Origin of the sequence: Pseudomonas grandcourensis, from assembly GCF_039909015.1 — a bacterium.
In the GTDB taxonomy this organism is placed as follows: Bacteria; Pseudomonadota; Gammaproteobacteria; order Pseudomonadales; family Pseudomonadaceae; genus Aquipseudomonas; species Aquipseudomonas grandcourensis.
Genome location: NZ_CP150919.1, coordinates 6646416 through 6666215, shown reverse-complemented (window position 1 = coordinate 6666215; position 19800 = coordinate 6646416). Strand labels below are relative to the sequence as shown.

Here is a 19800-nt window from a genome sequence, read left to right as displayed (position 1 = left end):
TCCAATTGTCATATTTCAGCCATAGAGTGTTCACACGGCCTGCTGATACTTGGCCCCGAATAACACACCCTATCTGCTAGGAGTAAGGCATGAAACTGAAGCGTTTGATGGCGGCAATGACTTTTGTCGCTGCTGGCGTTGCGACTGCCAACGCGGTTGCCGCTGTTGACCCTGCTATCCCGAGCTACACCAAGACCACTGGTGTGTCGGGCAACCTGTCCAGCGTTGGTTCCGATACCCTGGCCAACCTCATGACCCTCTGGGCCGAGAACTACAAGAAAGAATACCCGAACGTTAACATCCAGATTCAGGCCGCCGGCTCCGCCACTGCGCCACCTGCGCTGACTGAAGGCACCTCCAACCTGGGCCCGATGAGCCGCAAGATGAAGGACACCGAACTGGCTGCCTTCGAGCAGAAGTACGGCTACAAGCCAACCGCTATCCCGGTTGCAGTGGACGCCCTGGCTGTATTCGTACACAAGGACAACCCGATCCAGCACCTGACCATGGAACAGGTCGACGCGATTTTCTCGTCCACGCGTCTGTGCGGCGCCAAGACCGAAGTCAAAACCTGGGGTGACCTGGGCGTGACCGGCGACCTGGCCAACAAGCCGGTTCAACTGTTCGGTCGTAACTCGGTATCCGGCACCTACGGCTACTTCAAGGAAGAAGCCCTGTGCAAAGGCGACTACAAGCCTAACGTGAACGAGCAGCCAGGTTCGGCTTCGGTCGTGCAGTCGATCAGCTCCTCGCTGAACGGCATCGGTTACTCGGGCATCGGCTACAAGACCGCTAGCGTGAAAACCGTTGCTCTGTCGAAGAAAGGCAGCACCGAGTTCATCGAAGACACCGAAGAAAACGCCCTGAACGGCAAGTACCCGCTGTCCCGCTTCCTGTACGTGTACGTCAACAAAGCCCCGAACAAGCCTCTGGCCCCGCTGGAAGCCGAGTTCGTGAAACTGGTTCTGTCGAAACAGGGTCAGGAAGTTGTAGTGAAAGACGGTTACATCCCACTGCCGGCCAAAGTAGCTGCCAAAGCTCTGGCTGACCTGGGTCTGGCGGAAGGCGGCGCTGAAGTCGCAAAAAAGTAACAAATTGAGTCCGAGGTGAACCCCCTCGGACTCACATGGGGGTGGCAGGAGCCGCCCCCATACACATCTAATTCTCTATCCGCTGCTGGTTACCGCCAGCGGCGGATTTGTTGCGTCACCGCACTGTCATCTTTCTGTCATACAGGATCGCTAGGGTGTGCGAATGAATGATCTGGCCAATTCCAACATGACTACTAATCCCCCCAAGCGAATTGATTTCAATACGCCTGAGCTACAACGCAAGCGCCGCATTCGCGCGCTCAAAGATCGTCTGACCCGCTGGTACGTCCTCGTTGGCGGCCTCGCTGTTCTGGGTGCGATCACCTTGATCTTCTTCTTCCTTGCCTACGTCGTCGCGCCCCTGTTCCAGGGTGCCAGCCTGACGTCCAAGGACGCCATCACGCCAGCCTGGATGCAAGACGCCGGCAAGCCGCTGATGATCTCCCTGGAAGAACAGAACCAGGTTGCGATGCGGGTTTCCGACAAGGGCCAGGCATTGTTCTTCGACATCGACAGTGGCGCTGAATTGAAGCGCGTCGATCTGTCGATCCCGGCCGGCACCACCGTGACCTCCATCGGTGAAGACCAGCCAGGTCACCCGCTGGTGGCGGTGGGTCTGTCCAACGGCCAGGTCCTGGTGTTCCGTCACACCTATAAAGTCAGCTACCCGGAAGGCAAGAAGACCATCACCCCGGCCGTCGAGTACCCGTATGGCGAAGCGCCAATCGCGGTGAACGAAGCCGGCGGTGCGCTGGAGCACGTCAGCCTCAACGCCAACGATTCGACCCTGATGCTGGTCGGCTCCACCGGTTCGCAACTCAATGTTCTGTCGCTGACCAGCGAAGAGAACATGATGACCGGCGAAGTCACCAACGAGCAGAAGCGCATCGAACTGCCGCAAATGACCGAGCCGGTGAAGAATATTTTCGTCGACCCGCGTCAGCAGTGGCTTTACGTGGTCAACGGGCGTGCCCAGGCCGACGTGTTCAGCCTGCGCGACAAGAGCCTCAACGGTCGATACAAACTGGTGGAAAACGGCGAAACCGAAGTCACCGCCAGCACCCAGCTGGTGGGCGGCATCTCGCTGATCATCGGTGACTCCAAGGGTGGTCTGGCCCAGTGGTTCATGGCGCGCGACCCCGATGGCGAGCAACGCCTGAAGCAGATTCGCACCTTCCAGATGGGCAACACGCCTATCGTTGAAATCACTGCCGAAGAACGCCGCAAGGGCTTCGTTGCCCTCGACGCGTCCGGCAAGCTTGGCGTGTTCCACAGCACCGCCCACCGCACCTTGCTGGTGGAGCCGGTCGCTGAAGGCCAGGGTGTTTTCGGTCTGTCACCTCGTGCCAACCGCCTGATCGTGGAAGCTGGCGGCAAGTTGCACCCGCTGGTGCTCGACAACCCGCACCCGGAAGTCTCGTGGAGCGCGCTGTGGAGCAAGGTCTGGTACGAGAACTACGACGAGCCTAAATACGTCTGGCAATCGACCGCCGCCAACACCGACTTCGAACCCAAGCTAAGCCTGTCGCCGCTGACCTTCGGTACCCTGAAAGCCGCGTTCTACGCCATGCTGCTGGCCGCTCCTCTGGCCGTTGCCGCGGCGATCTACACCGCGTACTTCATGGCTCCGGGCATGCGCCGCAAGGTCAAGCCAGTGATCGAGCTGATGGAAGCGATGCCGACGGTGATCCTCGGTTTCTTCGCCGGTCTGTTCCTCGCGCCTTATGTCGAAGGGCACTTGCCGGGCATCTTCAGCCTGCTGATGTTGCTGCCGATCGGCATCCTGGTCGCCGGTTTCACCTTCAGCCGCCTGCCTGAGTCGATCCGCCTGAAAGTCCCGGATGGCTGGGAAAGTGCGCTGCTGATTCCGGTGATCCTGTTTGTGGGCTGGCTGTCGCTGTACATGAGCCCGTTCATGGAGAACTGGTTCTTCGGTGGCGACATGCGCATGTGGATCTCCCACGACCTGGGCATCACCTACGACCAGCGCAACGCCCTGGTGGTCGGCCTGGCCATGGGCTTCGCGGTCATCCCGAACATCTACTCGATCGCCGAAGACGCCGTGTTCAGCGTGCCTCGCGGCCTGACCCTGGGCTCCCTGGCCCTCGGTGCCACGCCGTGGCAGACCATGACCCGCGTGGTGATCCTCACCGCGAGCCCGGGCATCTTCTCGGCGCTGATGATCGGCATGGGCCGTGCGGTCGGTGAAACCATGATCGTGTTGATGGCCACCGGTAACACCCCGGTCATGGAAATGAACCTGTTCGAAGGCCTGCGCACCCTGGCAGCCAACGTTGCAGTGGAAATGCCCGAATCGGAAGTCGGCGGCAGCCACTACCGCGTGCTGTTCCTCTCGGCGCTGGTGCTGCTGTTGTTCACCTTCGTCATGAACACCCTCGCGGAACTGATTCGTCAGCGTCTGCGCAAGAAATACTCGTCGCTTTAAGCAAAGGTAGAAGTCTGTGAAACAGAACTCCCTGAAAGGATGGTTCAAGAGCGGCGCCCCCGGCGTCTGGATCAGCGGTGGCGCGGTGTCCATCGCGGTCATCATGACCATTGGCCTGCTGGCAGTGATTGCCGTGCGTGGCCTGGGTCACTTCTGGCCGGCTGACCTGGTGCATGCCAGTTACGACGTACCGGGCCAGGCCAATCACCTGGTGATCGGCGAAATCGTACAGAAGGAAGAAGTGCCACGTGCCCGCCTGAAGAGCGCCGGACTGCCGGTGCCTGACGAAGGCCCGGAGTTCATGACCCGCGAGCTGATCAAGGTCGGCAACCGTGACCTGAACGGCAACGACTTCACCTGGATCGTCGGCGAGTGGCTGACCAAGCAGACGACGCCGCCGGAGCTGATGGCCATTGAGCGTCGCGAGTGGGGCAACTTCTACGGTTACCTGGTCAACGTCAAACAGGATGGCAAGGTTGTCGCTGAAGGCGAAGCCGCATGGCCTGAGTTGCAGGCCCGTGTCGACCGCGTCAACAAGCTGGCTGCACAGCTCAAGAACCTGGAAAAAACCGACATCGGCGCGATCAACGCCGGTCTCGAGCGCATCCGTCTGCACGGTCGCAAATTGGAGCTGGATGGCAAGCTCGACGCCACCGCACAAGCGGACATGGAATCCGAGCGCGCCGAACTCAATGCTCGCTATCAGGATGTTGAAGCGCGCCTGAGCGATCTGCATGCGCAGTTCAACCGCGACAGCCTGACCGCCCGCGATGCGAACGGTAAGGAAATCGAAATCGGCATCGGCAAAGTGGTTCACGCCTATCAGCCGAACGCCATGAGCACGACCACCAAGATCGGTTTCTACTTCAGCAAGGTCTGGGAGTTCCTGAGCGACGACCCGCGTGAAGCGAACACCGAGGGCGGGATCTTCCCGGCCATCTTCGGCACCGTGATGATGACCCTGATCATGGCGATGATCGTGACCCCGTTCGGCGTGCTGGCGGCGGTGTACCTGCGTGAATACGCCAAGCAGAACGCGTTGACCCGGGTGATCCGCATCGCGGTGAACAACCTGGCGGGCGTTCCGGCGATCGTTTACGGCGTGTTCGGCCTGGGCTTCTTCGTCTACGTGCTGGGTGGCTCGCTCGACCGTCTGTTCTTCCCGGAAGCACTGCCGGCACCGACCTTCGGCACACCGGGTCTGCTCTGGGCTTCTCTGACCCTGGCACTGCTGGCGGTGCCGGTGGTGATCGTGGCCACCGAAGAAGGCCTGGCGCGGATCCCTCGCACCGTGCGTGAAGGCTCGTTGGCCCTAGGCGCGACCAAGGCTGAAACCTTGTGGAAGATCGTGTTGCCGATGGCCAGCCCGGCGATGATGACCGGCATGATCCTCGCGGTGGCTCGCGCCGCGGGTGAAGTGGCGCCGCTGATGTTGGTGGGCGTGGTGAAACTGGCGCCGTCGCTGCCGGTGGACGGTAACTACCCGTACCTGCACCTGGACCAGAAGATCATGCACCTGGGCTTCCACATCTATGACGTCGGCTTCCAGAGCCCGAACGTCGAAGCCGCGCGACCGCTGGTGTACGCCACGGCGTTGCTGCTGGTGCTGGTGATCGCGACATTGAACCTGTCGGCGGTGTACATCCGTAACCACCTGCGCGAGAAGTACAAGGCGCTGGATAGCTGATAACCCTGTAGGAGCCAGCCTGCTCGCGAAGAAGGTACATCCGACACATTTTCTGTGTCTGAACGACCATCGCGAGCAGGATCGCTCCTACAGAAAGAATTGTGTAACCGCAGGCCTTGGCCAGCGGAAAACGAACCGAATTTGTTAGCACAGGGAGCCTCCCATGCAGCACGAAGCACATACCCACGGCATCAACATGTCGGCCCTGGGTCGCGACAAGCAGAGCCTGAACCTCGAGCAGGAAACCGTAGCCATCGAAGTGCCGGGCCTGAGCCTGTTCTACGGCGAAAAACAAGCGCTGTACGACGTCAGCATGAACATCCCGAAACAGCGCGTGACCGCCTTCATCGGCCCGTCCGGCTGCGGCAAGTCCACGCTGCTGCGTACCTTCAACCGCATGAACGACCTGGTTGACGGCTGCCGCGTTGAAGGCGAGATCAACCTGTACGGCAACAACATCTACCGCAAGGGCGAAGACGTGGCCGAGCTGCGTCGTCGCGTCGGCATGGTGTTCCAGAAGCCCAACCCGTTCCCGAAAACCATCTACGAAAACGTGGTTTACGGCCTGCGCATCCAGGGCATCAACAAGAAGCGCGTGCTCGACGAAGCCGTCGAGTGGGCGTTGAAAGGCGCGGCACTGTGGGATGAGGTCAAGGACCGTCTGCACGAGTCGGCACTGGGCCTGTCCGGTGGTCAGCAGCAGCGTCTGGTGATCGCCCGCACCATCGCCGTCGAGCCGGAAGTGCTGTTGCTCGACGAACCGTGCTCGGCACTCGACCCGATTTCCACGCTGAAAGTCGAAGAGCTGATCTACGAACTGAAATCCAAGTTCACCATCGTGATCGTGACCCACAACATGCAACAGGCGGCGCGGGTGTCTGACTACACCGCGTTCATGTACATGGGCAAGCTGGTCGAGTTTGGCGACACCGATACCCTGTTCACCAACCCGGCGAAGAAGCAGACCGAAGACTACATCACCGGTCGCTACGGCTAGCAGCAGCCACGAGCCGCAAGTTTCAAGCGGCAAGTCAGAGCGGTTCGGGTACGACACACATCAGCTTGCAGCTTGTAGCTTGCAGCTCACAGCTTTTGCGGAGCAGACAACATGATTTCTAAGGAAGGCCTTACACACCACATCTCCCAGCAGTTCAACGCCGAACTGGAGGAAGTGCGCAGCCACCTCCTGGCCATGGGCGGGCTGGTCGAGAAGCAGGTCAACGACGCGGTCACCGCGCTGATCGAGGCCGACTCCGGCCTGGCCCAGCAGGTGCGCGAGATCGACGACCAGATCAACCAGATGGAACGCAACATCGACGAAGAATGCTTGCGCATTCTGGCCCGTCGTCAGCCGGCAGCGTCCGACCTGCGCCTGATCATCAGCATTTCCAAGTCGGTGATCGACCTGGAGCGCATCGGTGACGAAGCGACCAAGATCGCCCGTCGCGCCATCCAGTTGTGCGAAGAAGGCGAAGCGCCGCGTGGTTACGTGGAAGTGCGCCACATCGGTGACCAGGTGCGCAACATGGTCCGTGACGCACTGGACGCCTTTGCCCGTTTCGACGCCGAACTGGCCTTGTCGGTGGCGCAGTACGACAAGATCATCGACCGCGAATACAAGACCGCCCTGCGTGAACTGGCCACCTACATGATGGAAGATCCGCGTTCCATTTCGCGGGTTCTGAGCATTATCTGGGTGCTGCGTTCACTGGAGCGTATCGGTGACCACGCGCGCAATATCTCGGAGTTGGTGATTTACCTGGTACGCGGCACCGACGTGCGGCACCTCGGGCTCAAGCGCATGAAGGAAGAAGTTGAAGGAACCAGTGGCGAAAGCGCTAATGTTCCGGGCAAAACTGACGATAAGTAAGGTTGCCCAAGTAAAGCGCCCGGCCTTTTGGCCGGGCGTTTTTGTTTGTGGCTTACAAATTCGAAAAGCAGCACCCGCGAACGAAAAGTCCGGCGTGACTGAAGGTTTTTGGCAATGTGCCATCAGCAAGGCGGTATGCTGGCCGGGATTTTTTAAAGGGGGTTTTGGATGAGTAAGGTCAGTGTATTGGTCGTGGACGATGCGTCGTTCATTCGTGACCTGGTGAAAAAGTGCCTGCGCAATTATTTCCCGGGCATGCGGATCGAAGACGCGATCAACGGCAGAAAGGCTCAGGCCATGCTGGCCAAGGAAGCCTTCGACCTGGTCCTGTGCGACTGGGAAATGCCGGAAATGTCCGGTCTGGAATTGCTGACCTGGTGCCGCGAACAGGACAACCTCAAATCCATGCCCTTCGTGATGGTGACCAGCCGTGGCGACAAGGAGAACGTTGTCCAAGCGATCCAGGCCGGAGTTTCCGGTTACGTCAGCAAGCCGTTCACCAACGAGCAACTGATCACCAAGGTCAAGCAGGCGCTGCACAAGGTCGGCAAACTCGATGCCTTGATCAACGTTGCCGCGACCAAGACCAGTCCTGCATTCGCTAACGACTCCCTCGCTGCGTTGACCGGTGGCAAGGCCCCCGTCGCCATGCCAACGACCGCACCCGCATCCGCACCGTCCAAAGGCTTGCTCAGCAGCCCGCCGGTCAAGGCGCCTGCGGCCTCTTCGGCGCCCTCCAGTGGCCGTGGCCAGGGTCAATTGCGATTGCCCAACGGCATCACGCAATGCGTGATCAAGGCCTTGAGCCTCAAGGAAGCCCTGTTGGTGGTCAAGCGCACCGAGGCCCTGCCGCAGATCCTCGACAGCGCCGTGCTGGACCTGGAGCAGGGCGACAACGCCGAAATCGCCCGCCTCAACGGTTACCTGCACGCCGTCGTGGCCCACGAACCGAAGCCCGACAGCGACTGGCTGCAACTGACCTTTCGTTTTGTCGACCAGGATGCGCAGAAGCTCGATTACATCTCGCGCCTGATTGCGCGTGGTACTGCGCAGAAGCACTTCATTCCTGGCGCTTGATTTAGCGTCGCCTGCAAGTCCGCTTACGCGAGCAGGCTCGCTCCCACATTTGGAATGCGTTCTCATGAGGGAGCGAGCCTGCTCGCGAAGGGGCTATCACGGCTACCGCACATCTGTTGAACACCTTTTCTGAAACATCTGCCGACTACCCGGGTCCATTGCAGCTGCTAGGCTCCATCCCAGATCTCACTCGACAGAATCTTTGCTCATGTTCACGCGCCTGCTGCTTTTATGTGGCCTGTTCATGGTCGCCAACTCGGCCATGGCCATGACCATCTACAAATCCAAAGATGTCTATGGCGTGGTGTCCTACAGCGACCGCCCCAGCAAAGGCGCCCATGTGTTCGTTTTTCGCGATGGCATGGTCGAGCACCTTGAGCGTCAGGTGCGCCTCATCATCATGAAGAAGAACGGCGTGCACAGCGTGTACGTGCGCAATGACCTGTATGCGCCGGTAGAAGTCGAATTGAGTTTTGCCGGGGTGAAGAACGCCAACGGTGTGCCGGGCGGGACGATTCGGTGCGTGATACCGCTACGCAGCAGCGTTCGCCTGGCGCAGTTCACGGCGACTAAAGGTGGGAAGCCGATAGCGTACGTCCCGAAGTTCAATTACTCCCTGGGCGACCCCTCAGGGCCCACGGTGGGCTATCGGTACCCGTTGCCCTGGCGTGGCGGACCGTTCCGGATAAGCCAGGGCGCCAATGGCCCCTACAGCCACTTCGGGCCCAAGAGCCGTTACGCCATAGACATCGCGATGCCTGAGGGCACGCCGATCATTGCCGCGCGAGGCGGGGTGGTGGTGAAAACCGAGAACAGACAGAGCGGGCGCGGCACCGATGCATCCGGCAATTTCGTGCGGGTGCTGCACGATGACGGGACCATGGGTGTTTACCTGCACCTGAAGAAAGGCTCGGTCTGCGTTCGGGAAGGTCAGCGGGTAACGGTCGGTAGCGCGCTGGCGTTGTCCGGCAACACCGGCAACAGCACCGGGCCGCATTTGCACTTCGTGGTGCAGCGCAATACGGGGCTGGGGCTGGTATCGATTCCGTATCAGTTCAACCAGCCGGTCAGCGCGCTGCCCAACTTTGCGTTGGGCAAGCAGTGAAGGCGACGGCGATCAATTGTGGCGAGGGGGCTTGCCCCCGTTGGGCTGCGACGCAGCCCTGAATCCAGTGACCACGTTTTTGCTGAAATACCGCGATCAATGGTCTTGGGACGGCTTCGCCGTCCAACGGGGGCAAGCCCCCTCGCCACAAAAGGTCCTTCAGCCGCAGATCAGTCCAGCATCAACACCTTGGCCAGAACGATCTTCGGCCCCTTCATCTTCTTGATGATGATCCGCAGTCCTTCGACTTCCAGCACTTCTTCCTCTTCCGGAACTCGCTTCAGGCTTTCATAGACCAGCCCGGCAAGGGTTTCGGCTTCGACGTGGTCGAGGTCGATGCCCAGCAGTCGTTCAACCTTGAACAGCGGCGTATCGCCCCGCACCAGCAGCTTGCCCGGCTGATACGCGAGGATCCCGCGTTCGGCCTTGCGGTGTTCGTCCTGGATGTCGCCTACCAGTACTTCCAGCACGTCTTCCATGGTCAGGTAGCCGATGATGTTGCCGTCGGCCTCTTCGACCACGGCGAAGTGCGAGCCGCCCTTGCGGAACTGCTCCAGCAACTGCGACAGCGGCATGTGCCGCGATACGCGCTCCAGTGGGCGGGTCAGTTCGGCCAGGTTGAACGACTCGGGAATGTGGTCCAGCGCTGCCAGTTCCAGCAGCAGATCCTTGATGTGCAGCAGGCCGACGAACTCTTGGCGTTCGCTGTCGTACACCGGGTAACGGCTGAACTTGTGGCGACGGAACATCGCCAGGATCTGCTTGAGCGGCGCGTTGAACTCCAGGGTCACCAGGTCTTCGCGGGAGTTGGCCCAGTCGACCACTTCCAGTTCGCCCATTTCCACCGCCGAGGCCAGCACGCGCATGCCTTGGTCGCTCGGGTCCTGGCCACGGCTGGAGTGCAGGATCAGTTTCAGTTCTTCACGGCTGTAATGGTGTTCGTGATGTGGGCCGGGCTCACCTTGGCCTGCAATGCGCAGGATGGTGTTGGCGCTGGCGTTGAGCAGGTAGATGGCCGGGTACATGGCCCAGTAGAACAGGTACAGCGGCACGGCGGTCCACAGCGAAAGCAACTCGGGTTTGCGGATCGCCCAGGATTTGGGGGCCAGTTCGCCGACCACGATGTGCAGGTACGAAATGATGAAGAAGGCGGTGAAGAACGAGATGCCCTTGACCACTTCGGCCGACTCGACGCCGACCGCGCTCAACAGCGGCTCAAGAATGTGGGCAAACGCGGGTTCACCGACCCAACCCAGGCCCAGGGAGGCGAGGGTGATACCCAATTGGCAGGCCGACAGGTAAGCATCGAGCTGACTGTGCACGGTGCGCAGGATGTGCCCGCGCCAGCCGTTTTTGTCAGCGATGGCCTCGACCCGGGTCGAGCGCAGCTTGACCATGGCAAATTCCGCCGCAACGAAAAATCCGTTGAGCAAAACCAGGATCAGAGCAAAAAGAATCATGCCGAAGTCGGCGAAAATGGTAGCGAGGGTCAAACCAGGGGAAGGGTCCATGATGGAGTTTTGCGGGTTCCGTATATTCGAGAGGGAAGTAAAAAACCGCGCCTGAAAGGCAGGCGCAAGTCAGCCAATGTAGCGGCTGACCGGCCAGTTGCCTAGTGGTGCGTGCTGACCGGTATCAGTCGGCGGTGCTGATAACCCGGGATTTGGTGACCTGGGCCGGGGCAAAGTGGCAGGTGAAGGTGCTGCCGTGGCCCGGTACGCTGCTGATTTCCATTCGTGCCCGATGTCGTAACAAGACGTGTTTGACGATCGCCAGCCCCAAGCCGGTGCCCCCGGTGTTGGAGTTGCGGCTGGAGTCGACGCGGTAGAAGCGTTCGGTCAGGCGCGGCAGGTGTTTGTTATCGATGCCGATTCCGGAATCCTGCACGCTCAGGTGCGCCCCTTGGTCATCGCCCCACCAGCGAATACGGATGTTGCCTTCGGCCGGGGTGTATTTCACCGCGTTGAACACCAGGTTGGAAAACGCGCTGCGCAACTCCGCCTCGCTGCCCTTGAGCAGAATCGTCGGGTCGGCTTCCAGGGTGATTTTCTGGTTTTTCTGGCCGGACAACTGCTGCGCGTCGCTCTTGATCGATTGCAGCAAGCCGTCGATCGGCACCGGCTGGTTGTCCGACGGATAATCGGTGGCTTCCAGCTTGGCCAGCAACAACAGGTCGTTGAGCAGGGTTTGCATGCGTCCGCCTTGTTGCTGCATCTGCTGCAAGGCACGGCTCCAGCGCGGGTTCACCTCGTCGACGTTGTCGAGCAAGGTTTCCAGGTAGCCGCAGATCACCGTCAACGGCGTGCGTAGTTCATGGGAAACGTTGGCGATGAAGTCTTTGCGCATCTGTTCCAGCTGATGGATGCGCGTCACATCGCGCACCAGCATCAAGTGTTCGTTGTTGCCGTAGCGGGTGATGTACAGTTGAATGCGCACGCGGTCGTTGGTTGGCGAAGGGATTTCCAGCGGCTCGGCGTAACTGTCTTGCTCGAAGTATTCCTTGAAGCGCGGGTGGCGTACCAGGTTGGTCACCGGTTGGCCGCTGTCTTGTGGCGTCTTGAGGCCCAGCAGGGTTTCGGCGGCGCGGTTCCACCATTCCAGGTTGCCGTCGGTGTCGAGCATGATCACCGCGTCTTTCAGCGCAGCAGTGGATTCCTGAACCCGGTCGATCACCGCTTGCAGGCGCCCGCGTACCCGTTGGTCGCGGCGTTGCAAGTGGTAGATGCTGTCGAACACCTCGCCCCACAGGCCGTAGCCGTCGGGTGGCGCTTCATCGGGTTTGTGCAGGCGTAGCCACTCGTGCAGACGCAGCAATTGCTTGAGGGTCCAGGCCAGGTAAAGACCCAGGCCTGCGGCGAGGCTCCAGCCGTAATAGCCGGTGATCAGGCCGATCACCAGGCAGGCGGTGACCAGCAGCAGCATGTGGCGAATCAGGGTGCCATGCCAGTTTTGGTTCACGAAAAAAATACGTCCTTGAAAGTGGAACCGCTGCGGTCATCAGGCCTTGGTTGAGAACCGGTAGCCAGTGCCGCGCACGGTTTGTACCAGATTTTCGTAAGCATCGCCGAGGGCTTTGCGCAGGCGTCGAATGTGCACGTCAACGGTACGCTCTTCGACGTAGACGTTGCCGCCCCAGACCTGATCCAGCAACTGGCCACGCGTGTAGGCACGTTCCTGGTGGGTCATGAAGAATTGCAGCAGGCGGTATTCGGTCGGGCCCATCTCGGCAGGACGGCCGTCGATGGTCACGCGGTGGCTGATCGGGTCCAGCAGCAGGCCGCCGACTTCGATTGGCGCTTCGCCGTCGGTCGGACCGGCACGGCGCAGCACGGCCTTCAGGCGCGCGACCAGCTCACGGGGGGAAAACGGCTTGGTGATGTAGTCGTCGGCGCCGACTTCCAGGCCCTGGATCTTGTTGTCCTCTTCACCCTTGGCGGTGAGCATGATGATCGGGATGTCCCCGGTCAGTTCATCGCGCTTGAGGCGACGGGCCAGTTCGATGCCGGACGTGCCGGGCAGCATCCAGTCGAGCAGGATCAGGTCCGGTTTGCGGTCGACGATAATGGCGTGGGCCTGCTGGGAGTTTTCAGCCTCCAGGCAGTCATAGCCGGCCATTTCCAACGCAACGGCGATCATTTCGCGAATAGGCGCTTCGTCGTCGACGATCAGAATGCTCCTGCCAACCATGCCCTTAATCCTCTTGTCATTTAACTGTCTTGCGCCGCATTAGATAACGGAATTATTGCAGTCGTGTGACAGTATTTTAGTTGCCCTGCGATTGTAGCGAACCTGGACTAAGCTCTAATTCCGAATCCTGACAACCACAAAAGGAAGGTTTCCATGAACTACATGGCTCAATCTTGGAAGGCTTTGCTGGTCACTGCTGCGTTAACGCTGCCGACACTGGCCTTTGCCGCCGACCCGGCGATGATGAAAGACGGCATGATGGTCGATCACAAGGGCATGACTGTGTACACGTTCGACAAGGACGCGGGCGGCAAGTCGATGTGCAACGGCGACTGCGCCAAATACTGGCCGCCAATGATGGCGCCGGCGGGTGCCAAGGCCGAAGGTAAATGGACAGTCATCAAGCGTGACGATGGCAAGATGCAATGGGCCTATGACGGCAAGCCGCTGTACTACTACGAGGACGACAAGAAACCCGGAGACATGACGGGTGACAAGAAGAAAGACGTCTGGCACGTCGTTCACGAGCATATGTAACGGATGTAGCCTGCCGCACCAGATCGCTGCCTTCGTTGCTCTGCAGGAGCTGCTGAAGGCGGCGATCTTTTTGATGCTTCAACGCAGCGCGTAATCCAGCACAATCCCGACGAAAATCGCCAAACCTGCCCAGTGATTGTGTAAAAACGCCTTGAAACAGCGCATCCGGTCCTTGCCGCGGGTGTACCAGAACTCCCACGCAAAGCAGCCCGCCGCCACCAGTAATCCGAGGTGGAACCAGCCACCAAGGTCGAACTTCGAACCCGCCAGCAACAGGCTACCCAGCGCCAGCCCTTGCAGGGCCAGGATGATCACCCTGTCCGCGTCGCCGAACAGGATTGCCGTGGATTTCACGCCGATCTTCAGGTCATCATCGCGGTCGGTCATCGCGTAATACGTGTCGTAACCCACAGTCCACATCAGGTTGGCAATCCACAGCAGCCATGCAACTGCCGGTAGTTCACCGGTTTCTGCGGTGAACGCCATCGGCATCCCCCACGAAAATGCGGCACCCAGCACCACTTGCGGGTAATAGGTGTAGCGCTTCATGAACGGGTAACTGAATGCCAGCGCCAGGCCGCCCAACGACAGCCATATGGTCGCGGCATTGGTGCACAGCACCAGCAGGAAGCTCACGCCCATCAGCAATGCGAAGAACACCAGCGCCTCTTTGGAGCTGATCTTGCCGCTCACCAGCGGCCGCTGCTCGGTACGCTTCACATGACCATCGACCTTGCGGTCCGCCCAGTCGTTGATCACGCAGCCGCCGGCGCGGGTCAGCACCACGCCGAGGACGAAAATCACAATGTTGGCCAGGGACGGCGAACCCTTGCCGGCAATCCACAGCGCCCACAGCGTTGGCCAGAGCAGCAGGTAAATGCCGATCGGCTTGTCCATGCGGGTCAGCTGAATGAAATCCCAGGCCCGAGGGTTCAAGCGGTTCAAGGATTTGAGCAGGCTTTGGTACATCAACGGTTCTCCGATTGGGCGCAGGCGGCGTCCCACAGGGAAGGCAGGAAAATTTCGGCCACCAAAACGCTCAAGGCACCTCGGTCGAAGCGCGAGCGACGGCCCCACAGCCCAGGCGATTGCACCTCGGCGGGCAGCCACGCTTGCGGATAATGGCAAACCTCGATGGCCCGGCGCTGGAAGGCCTGATCGCAAAACAGCAATTCGCCCAGCGAGCGGCTGCCCAGTTCGTCCATGTGCAAACCGTCGCCTTGCAATGCACTGCGTGACGCCACGCTACGCGCAAACACCCACGCCTGGCCATGACCGCGCAAATACACCTCGCGCACCCAGCCCTCACTGCCATCGGCCAGGTCCAGTGCTGCGCACTCGTCGGCACGCAGGGGTTGCCAGCCTTCGAACATCGGCGAGACGCTGAAGGCATCATTCGACAGATGAATCAGACGTCTGGTCAGCGAGCCTTCGTCGAATAGCCAGTCGAGGGTGGAGGCATCGGGGAGGGGTGCCAGTTCGCTGCGCGAGAGCCAGAGAGGAGCTGGAGAGGGGGATTCTGTGTGATGCACAATGAGTCATTATTGGCAGCAAATGAGGCGGCGAGCTTAACATGTCAGCCGCCGATATCGATTGAAATGGCCTGCCGTTGCGCCGAACAGGCTTGCATCCGGCGGCCCCGATCAGTACAAAACGCGCTGAGTTGGACGGCAGTGCTGCAACCATCGACCGTCCGGCCGGCAAAACGCCTGAACCCTGAGGAAGTACTTGATGAAAAAGTGGCAATGTATCGTCTGCGGCCTGATCTACAACGAAGCCGACGGTTGGCCGGATGACGGCATTGCGCCGGGCACCCGTTGGGAAGACGTCCCGGCAGACTGGCTGTGCCCGGACTGCGGTGTGGGCAAAATGGATTTTGAAATGATCGAAATCGCTGCCTGAATAATTGAGGAGTAAGGAATGAACGCACCTGTCGTAATCATTGGCACCGGCCTGGCTGGCTACAACGTGGCCCGCGAGTTTCGCAAACTCGATAGCGAAACCCCGCTGCTGCTGATTACCGCCGATGACGGGCGCTCCTACTCCAAGCCGATGCTCTCCACCGGCTTCGGCAAAAACAAGGATGCCGACGGCCTGAGCATGGCCGAACCCGGCGCCATGGCTGAACAGCTCAAGGCCGAAATACGCACCCACACGCGCATCAGCGGCATCGACCCGGGCCACAAGCGCCTGTGGATCGGTGAAGAAGCGGTGATCTACCGCGACCTGATCCTGGCCTGGGGCGCCGAAACCGTGCGCGTGCCCATTGAGGGCGACGCGGCGGATTGCGTATTCCCGATCAACGACCTGGAAGACTACGCACGTTTCCGTGCGGCGGCGGCCGGCAAGCGCCGCGTGCTACTGCTCGGCGCGGGCCTGATCGGCTGCGAGTTCGCCAACGACCTGACCCTGGGCGGCTACGAAGTGCAACTGGTTGCGCCGTGCGAACAAGTCATGCCGACCCTGCTGCACCCGGCGGCCGCCGCTGCGGTGCAGGCTGGCCTCGAAAGCCTCGGTGCGCGTTTCCACCTCGGCCCGGTGCTCAACCGCCTGCAACGCGTGGCTGACGGCCTGGAAGCGCACCTGTCCGATGGCCAGGTGATCCCGTGCGACGTAGTGGTCTCGGCCATTGGCCTGCGCCCGCGCGTCGACCTGGCGGCTGCGGCCGGTTTGCAGGTCAACCGCGGCATCATGGTCGATCGGCACCTGAAGACTTCCCACGCCAACATCTACGCCCTGGGCGACTGTGCCGAGGTCGATGGGCTGAATCTGCTGTACGTCATGCCCCTGATGAGCTGTGCGAGGGCGCTGGCGCAAACCCTGGCCGGCAACCCGGCCGCCGTCACCTATGGCCCGATGCCGATCACCGTCAAAACCCCGGTCTGCCCGTTGGTGGTGTCCCCGCCACCACGGGGTGCAGAGGGCATCTGGACAGTCGAAGGGCAGGGCGCCGACATCAAGGTTTTATGCCGCGATGCCGCGGGCAAGCTGCTCGGTTACGCCCTCACCGGTGCCGCCGTGATGGAAAAACTGGCCCTGAACAAAGAGCTTCCGGCCCTGTTGGCGTAAATACCGGTCGTTCTGTCGGAATCACCCCCCTTTTGCCCTAACAATGGCCGCGCCGATACTGGCGCGGGGCCTCACTGCGTGCCATCCTCACTCCCGTCTGCCGCAGAGTAGAGCACCTGCGGCGCTTTTGGCGCTGCTCCGCAGAGAGCAGCACGGACATAACAACAACAAACCGTCAAAGGGGCTTCACTCACATGCGTAAACCAGACCTCGCCGCAGCCATTGCTGAAAAAGCAGACCTCACCAAAGAACAAGCCAACCGCGTTCTCAACGCCGTTCTTGAAGAAATCACCGGTGCCCTGCACCGCAAAGACAGCGTGACGCTGGTGGGCTTCGGCACCTTCCTGCAACGCCATCGCGGTGCCCGCACCGGCAAAAACCCGCAAACCGGTGAACCCGTCAAAATCAAGGCCAGCAACACCGTTGCATTCAAGCCAGGCAAATCGTTGAAAGACAGCGTTAATCCGTAATCCGTTTTCACCTCCCGCGCAGCGGGGGAGTGGAATAAAAAATGGGCACGCCAACCAGGTTGGGTGCCCATTTTTTGTGGGTGGTGAATCAGCCGAGCCCGCTTTGTTGCTTGGCGAGAGTCGCCGCCATTTGCGGCTCATCCAGATGATCCAGCGCCCGCTCTACCAGCAAATGCGCCCCCTCAGCCACGCGACTGATCGCCAGGGCTACTGAGCGGCGCGAGCCGTCTACATCATCGGCCAGGTCCGCGGCGATGGCGCTGATGGACAGCAGATCTTCCGAGGCGTTGGCCAAGAGTGCTTCGGTATTGATGTCCGGGCAGACGCTGAAGAGTTGGCCGCTGCGTTTCGTTGGTGTCTCTTTTGGTGGGGCGAGATAGTGATCGAGGGCGCGTTCGGCGGCTTCGTGGAGTTTTTTGGAATCGAGGGATTCGTAGGGGGATGTGGCTTCGTTTTCGGATGCGTCGGGTATCGGAGTCATTGGTGTAAATCCTTGGTTAAGAAGTTTTGCTCCCGATTTCGGACTTGCACATCCGGTCGCCGTTTTTGGCGGTGACGATCAGAGGTTATCGATGAATCCAAAACTCGCCTAGTTCCTGCATAGCGCAGCATTTTGAAGGAAGTTTCCGATAAGTTCGCAGGGTTGAAGATCAAAAGATCGCAGCCTTCGGCAGCTCCTACAGAATGTGTTTCGTTTGGTGTAGGAGTGGCGTGTGGAGTGGTCTGGAGGGAAGTTTGGATAATTGTGACTTGGTGGTCATCGTGAGGGTGATGGTTCTGATCTTCTTCTAACGCAAGCAGATACTGGTGTTATCGCCTGAAGCCGTTAAACTGCCCCAGCCGTTCATTTTTCTTCTGAGGCTGTGCGCATGAAATTTCGTTTTCTGCTGTGGATGCTGGGTTTGTTGATGGGTAAGGCCAGCCGGACCAATCCGGCGTTTCAGCAGCAGTTGGGTGACAAGGATCTGGTGTTTCAGTTGCAGACCCTGGACGGGAAGGTGGCGCGGCACTTCCGCGTGAAGGACCAGCGCATCACCAGCCAATCGGGTGTGCATGCCGAGCCTGCGTTTGCGATTGCCTTTAAAGACGCCGCATACGGCTTCGCCACGATGCAGGCGAAGAACAAGCAACTGGCGTTCATGACGGGGATTCAGGACAAGACGATCCAGATCAAGGGCAACCCGGCGCTGGTGATCTGGTTCCAGGGGTTGACCAAGTATTTGAAGCCTCGAAAAAAGTAAGTGTTCCTGCTCTGGGTGGCTCAAGGGGTCATTAACTTGGCTTCTGACGAAGGTCGAACTGTCATTGTTGACAGGTGATTCATGATGCATTTGGGGGTTTCATTGGTGCGGCGTCCTTTGCGGACACTCAGTAACCCCAGAGTAATGCCACCATGAATGACTTGCATGCAATAGCAAACGCAGGAACCCTCGATCCATCATTTGGCAACAACGGTAGGGTGTTGTTGTCGCCAGAGCCGGTAGCCGCTCTGCCATTGCCCGAGGGCAAGTTGCTCGTTGTTACGACCAAACCGGAAAGCTATCAGTTAGCAACCATCAGGTTGAATGTGGATGGAACAATTGATCAAGAGTTCGGTGACAAGGGCGTTGTAGAATTGCCGCTGTATCACAATTTACTTCCTCGAATCATTCCGGCCATGAATGGTGGATGGTTGATCCATTACCCGATTTCAAGGGGAAGGGTCTTATGTCGGCAGCTTCAGGATGGAACGTTGGATGAGTCGTTCGGAGAGGGGGGAATACGAGTCGTCATGTACGATTCTCCTCAGGACCTTTCCGCTCCAATCCCGACGGCGTCAGTGTATATAGCGAGAAATAAACTCACTGAAGAAGGCACCCACATCGCAGGTAGTGATGGGGGGGTTGCGATTGATCGGTCGACGGGGAAAATTTCCTTCAACGGTAGGGGGCTCGATTGGCCTAATCCATCCGCACCAGCTGTATGGCGATTGAATCCAGATGGCTCGGTGGATACATCTTTCAATGGTATTGGCTATGTACCCATTAAGCCTGTGGGCTTTGAGTATGAGGGCAATGCTCTTCAGGACTCGACGCTATTGGAAAACGGCAAAATTTTGGTACTTGCTGGATATGACGAGAGAGGAAATCCAGGAGCCAGTAATCTGTATCTGGTGCGCTATAATCAGGACGGAAGCGTCGATAGAGACTTCAATGATGGACGCGCTTTGATCCTCATGTCATTTATTTATTGGGTCTTCAATTTCAAAATAACCGTCAGAGACACTGATGGAAGGATTGTTATTGTATGCGCCGACTATACTAACGTCCTTCACGCGGGGTTGGTCTTAGTACTCAATGCTAGCGGGTCATTCAATCAGGTTTTCAACAACGGGAAGCCGTTGTTAACCCATCTGAGTAATGATGAACATACGGTTTGGCGGCACTGCGAAATTCAGGAAGATGGGGCAATCGTTGTCATTGGTGAGCTTAAGGGGGTTGCAGCCCCATATTACCGTCGGGTGCCGATTGCCCGCTTCCTGCCTGATGGAACTCTGGATCCGGCGTTTAATGGTAAAGGTTGGAATGTTTATAAAGATGAGCCAGAAAACCCGGACTACAATGACTCAGGGACAATGGTAATAACGCAAGACGGTCGAATCGTAGTCTCTGGATATAGTGCGGCTGATGGAGGTTGGGTGTTGCGCTATCTGGCTTGAATGCGTCAGTTAATTAATTGGAACTCTTCGCGAGCAAAGCGGCTCCCACACTTGACCGAGTGT

At 59.2% G+C, this 19800-nt stretch carries 19 protein-coding genes; 13 read left to right on the top strand and 6 right to left on the bottom strand.

Features of this window, described 5'->3' with window-relative positions:
- Positions 1 to 89: 89 nt before the first annotated feature.
- From AABM52_RS30105 to AABM52_RS30075, 7 genes are all read left to right on the top strand, one after another.
- A complete protein-coding gene (locus tag AABM52_RS30105) occupies positions 90 to 1091 on the top strand; it encodes a phosphate ABC transporter substrate-binding protein PstS (RefSeq protein ID WP_007992839.1) in 1002 nt (333 codons plus the stop codon).
- 412 nt (positions 1092 to 1503) lie between these two features.
- Positions 1504 to 3537, top strand: a complete 2034-nt coding sequence (locus tag AABM52_RS30100) for an ABC transporter permease subunit (RefSeq protein ID WP_347912709.1) — start codon at positions 1504 to 1506, stop codon at positions 3535 to 3537.
- A gap of 16 nt (positions 3538 to 3553) precedes the next feature.
- Positions 3554 to 5224 (top strand): phosphate ABC transporter permease PstA, encoded by a 1671-nt coding sequence (gene pstA / locus AABM52_RS30095; RefSeq protein ID WP_347909782.1) that lies wholly within the window; start codon positions 3554 to 3556, stop codon positions 5222 to 5224.
- Between the two features lie 163 nt (positions 5225 to 5387).
- Positions 5388 to 6221 (top strand): phosphate ABC transporter ATP-binding protein PstB, encoded by an 834-nt coding sequence (gene pstB / locus AABM52_RS30090; RefSeq protein WP_007971742.1) that lies wholly within the window; start codon positions 5388 to 5390, stop codon positions 6219 to 6221.
- 111 nt (positions 6222 to 6332) lie between these two features.
- Positions 6333 to 7094 carry a phosphate signaling complex protein PhoU gene (gene phoU / locus AABM52_RS30085; RefSeq protein WP_046038908.1) on the top strand — a complete coding sequence of 254 codons (762 nt, stop codon included), beginning with the start codon at positions 6333 to 6335 and terminating at the stop codon, positions 7092 to 7094.
- Positions 7095 to 7262: 168 nt separating this feature from the next.
- A complete protein-coding gene (locus AABM52_RS30080) occupies positions 7263 to 8171 on the top strand; it encodes a response regulator (RefSeq protein ID WP_347909781.1) in 909 nt (302 codons plus the stop codon).
- Positions 8172 to 8379: 208 nt separating this feature from the next.
- The gene (locus tag AABM52_RS30075; RefSeq protein ID WP_347909780.1) at positions 8380 to 9276 is read left to right on the top strand and encodes a M23 family metallopeptidase; all 897 of its coding nucleotides are present in this window, start codon (positions 8380 to 8382) and stop codon (positions 9274 to 9276) included.
- Between the two features lie 170 nt (positions 9277 to 9446).
- On the opposite strand, the gene AABM52_RS30070 is transcribed toward AABM52_RS30075, so the two are convergent.
- The 3 genes from AABM52_RS30070 to phoB form a co-directional block, all read right to left on the bottom strand.
- Positions 9447 to 10787 carry a hemolysin family protein gene (locus AABM52_RS30070; RefSeq protein ID WP_104450297.1) on the bottom strand — a complete coding sequence of 447 codons (1341 nt, stop codon included), beginning with the start codon at positions 10785 to 10787 and terminating at the stop codon, positions 9447 to 9449.
- 124 nt (positions 10788 to 10911) lie between these two features.
- Positions 10912 to 12198, bottom strand: a complete 1287-nt coding sequence (gene phoR / locus AABM52_RS30065) for a phosphate regulon sensor histidine kinase PhoR (RefSeq protein ID WP_347912708.1) — start codon at positions 12196 to 12198, stop codon at positions 10912 to 10914.
- Between the two features lie 75 nt (positions 12199 to 12273).
- A complete protein-coding gene (gene phoB, locus AABM52_RS30060; protein ID WP_003229608.1) occupies positions 12274 to 12963 on the bottom strand; it encodes a phosphate regulon transcriptional regulator PhoB in 690 nt (229 codons plus the stop codon).
- Between the two features lie 153 nt (positions 12964 to 13116).
- Here phoB and AABM52_RS30055 point away from each other — a divergent pair, with 153 nt between their 5' ends.
- Positions 13117 to 13500 carry a hypothetical protein gene (locus AABM52_RS30055; RefSeq protein WP_347909778.1) on the top strand — a complete coding sequence of 128 codons (384 nt, stop codon included), beginning with the start codon at positions 13117 to 13119 and terminating at the stop codon, positions 13498 to 13500.
- Between the two features lie 78 nt (positions 13501 to 13578).
- Here AABM52_RS30055 and ubiA read toward each other — a convergent pair whose 3' ends face one another.
- Together ubiA and AABM52_RS30045 are read right to left on the bottom strand one after the other, a co-directional pair.
- On the bottom strand, positions 13579 to 14469 hold the full coding sequence (gene ubiA, locus AABM52_RS30050) for a 4-hydroxybenzoate octaprenyltransferase (protein ID WP_347909776.1): 891 nt from the start codon (positions 14467 to 14469) through the stop codon (positions 13579 to 13581).
- Complete coding sequence (locus AABM52_RS30045; RefSeq protein ID WP_057712730.1) at positions 14469 to 15032, bottom strand: chorismate lyase; 564 nt, start codon at positions 15030 to 15032, stop codon at positions 14469 to 14471. Before AABM52_RS30045 ends, ubiA begins: the two co-directional genes overlap by 1 nt.
- A gap of 199 nt (positions 15033 to 15231) precedes the next feature.
- Between AABM52_RS30045 and AABM52_RS30040 the strand changes: the two genes are divergently transcribed.
- The 3 genes from AABM52_RS30040 to AABM52_RS30030 all read left to right on the top strand — a co-directional run bounded on the left by AABM52_RS30040 (position 15232) and on the right by AABM52_RS30030 (position 17039).
- Positions 15232 to 15402: a rubredoxin gene (locus tag AABM52_RS30040; protein WP_007995385.1), complete on the top strand. Its 171-nt coding sequence runs from the start codon at positions 15232 to 15234 to the stop codon at positions 15400 to 15402.
- Between the two features lie 18 nt (positions 15403 to 15420).
- The gene (locus AABM52_RS30035) at positions 15421 to 16569 is read left to right on the top strand and encodes an FAD-dependent oxidoreductase (RefSeq protein ID WP_347909775.1); all 1149 of its coding nucleotides are present in this window, start codon (positions 15421 to 15423) and stop codon (positions 16567 to 16569) included.
- Positions 16570 to 16763: 194 nt separating this feature from the next.
- On the top strand, positions 16764 to 17039 hold the full coding sequence (locus AABM52_RS30030) for an HU family DNA-binding protein (RefSeq protein ID WP_003195589.1): 276 nt from the start codon (positions 16764 to 16766) through the stop codon (positions 17037 to 17039).
- A gap of 88 nt (positions 17040 to 17127) precedes the next feature.
- Here the strand turns inward: AABM52_RS30030 and AABM52_RS30025 are convergent, their stop codons facing one another.
- Positions 17128 to 17520, bottom strand: coding sequence for a DUF6124 family protein (locus AABM52_RS30025; RefSeq protein WP_347909774.1), 393 nt, complete (start codon positions 17518 to 17520; stop codon positions 17128 to 17130).
- Positions 17521 to 17908: 388 nt separating this feature from the next.
- Here AABM52_RS30025 and AABM52_RS30020 point away from each other — a divergent pair, with 388 nt between their 5' ends.
- Positions 17909 to 18280: a helicase gene (locus tag AABM52_RS30020; protein ID WP_347909773.1), complete on the top strand. Its 372-nt coding sequence runs from the start codon at positions 17909 to 17911 to the stop codon at positions 18278 to 18280.
- Positions 18281 to 18432: 152 nt separating this feature from the next.
- Positions 18433 to 19737 (top strand): hypothetical protein, encoded by a 1305-nt coding sequence (locus tag AABM52_RS30015; RefSeq protein WP_347909772.1) that lies wholly within the window; start codon positions 18433 to 18435, stop codon positions 19735 to 19737.
- The last annotated feature ends 63 nt before the right edge of the window (positions 19738 to 19800 follow it).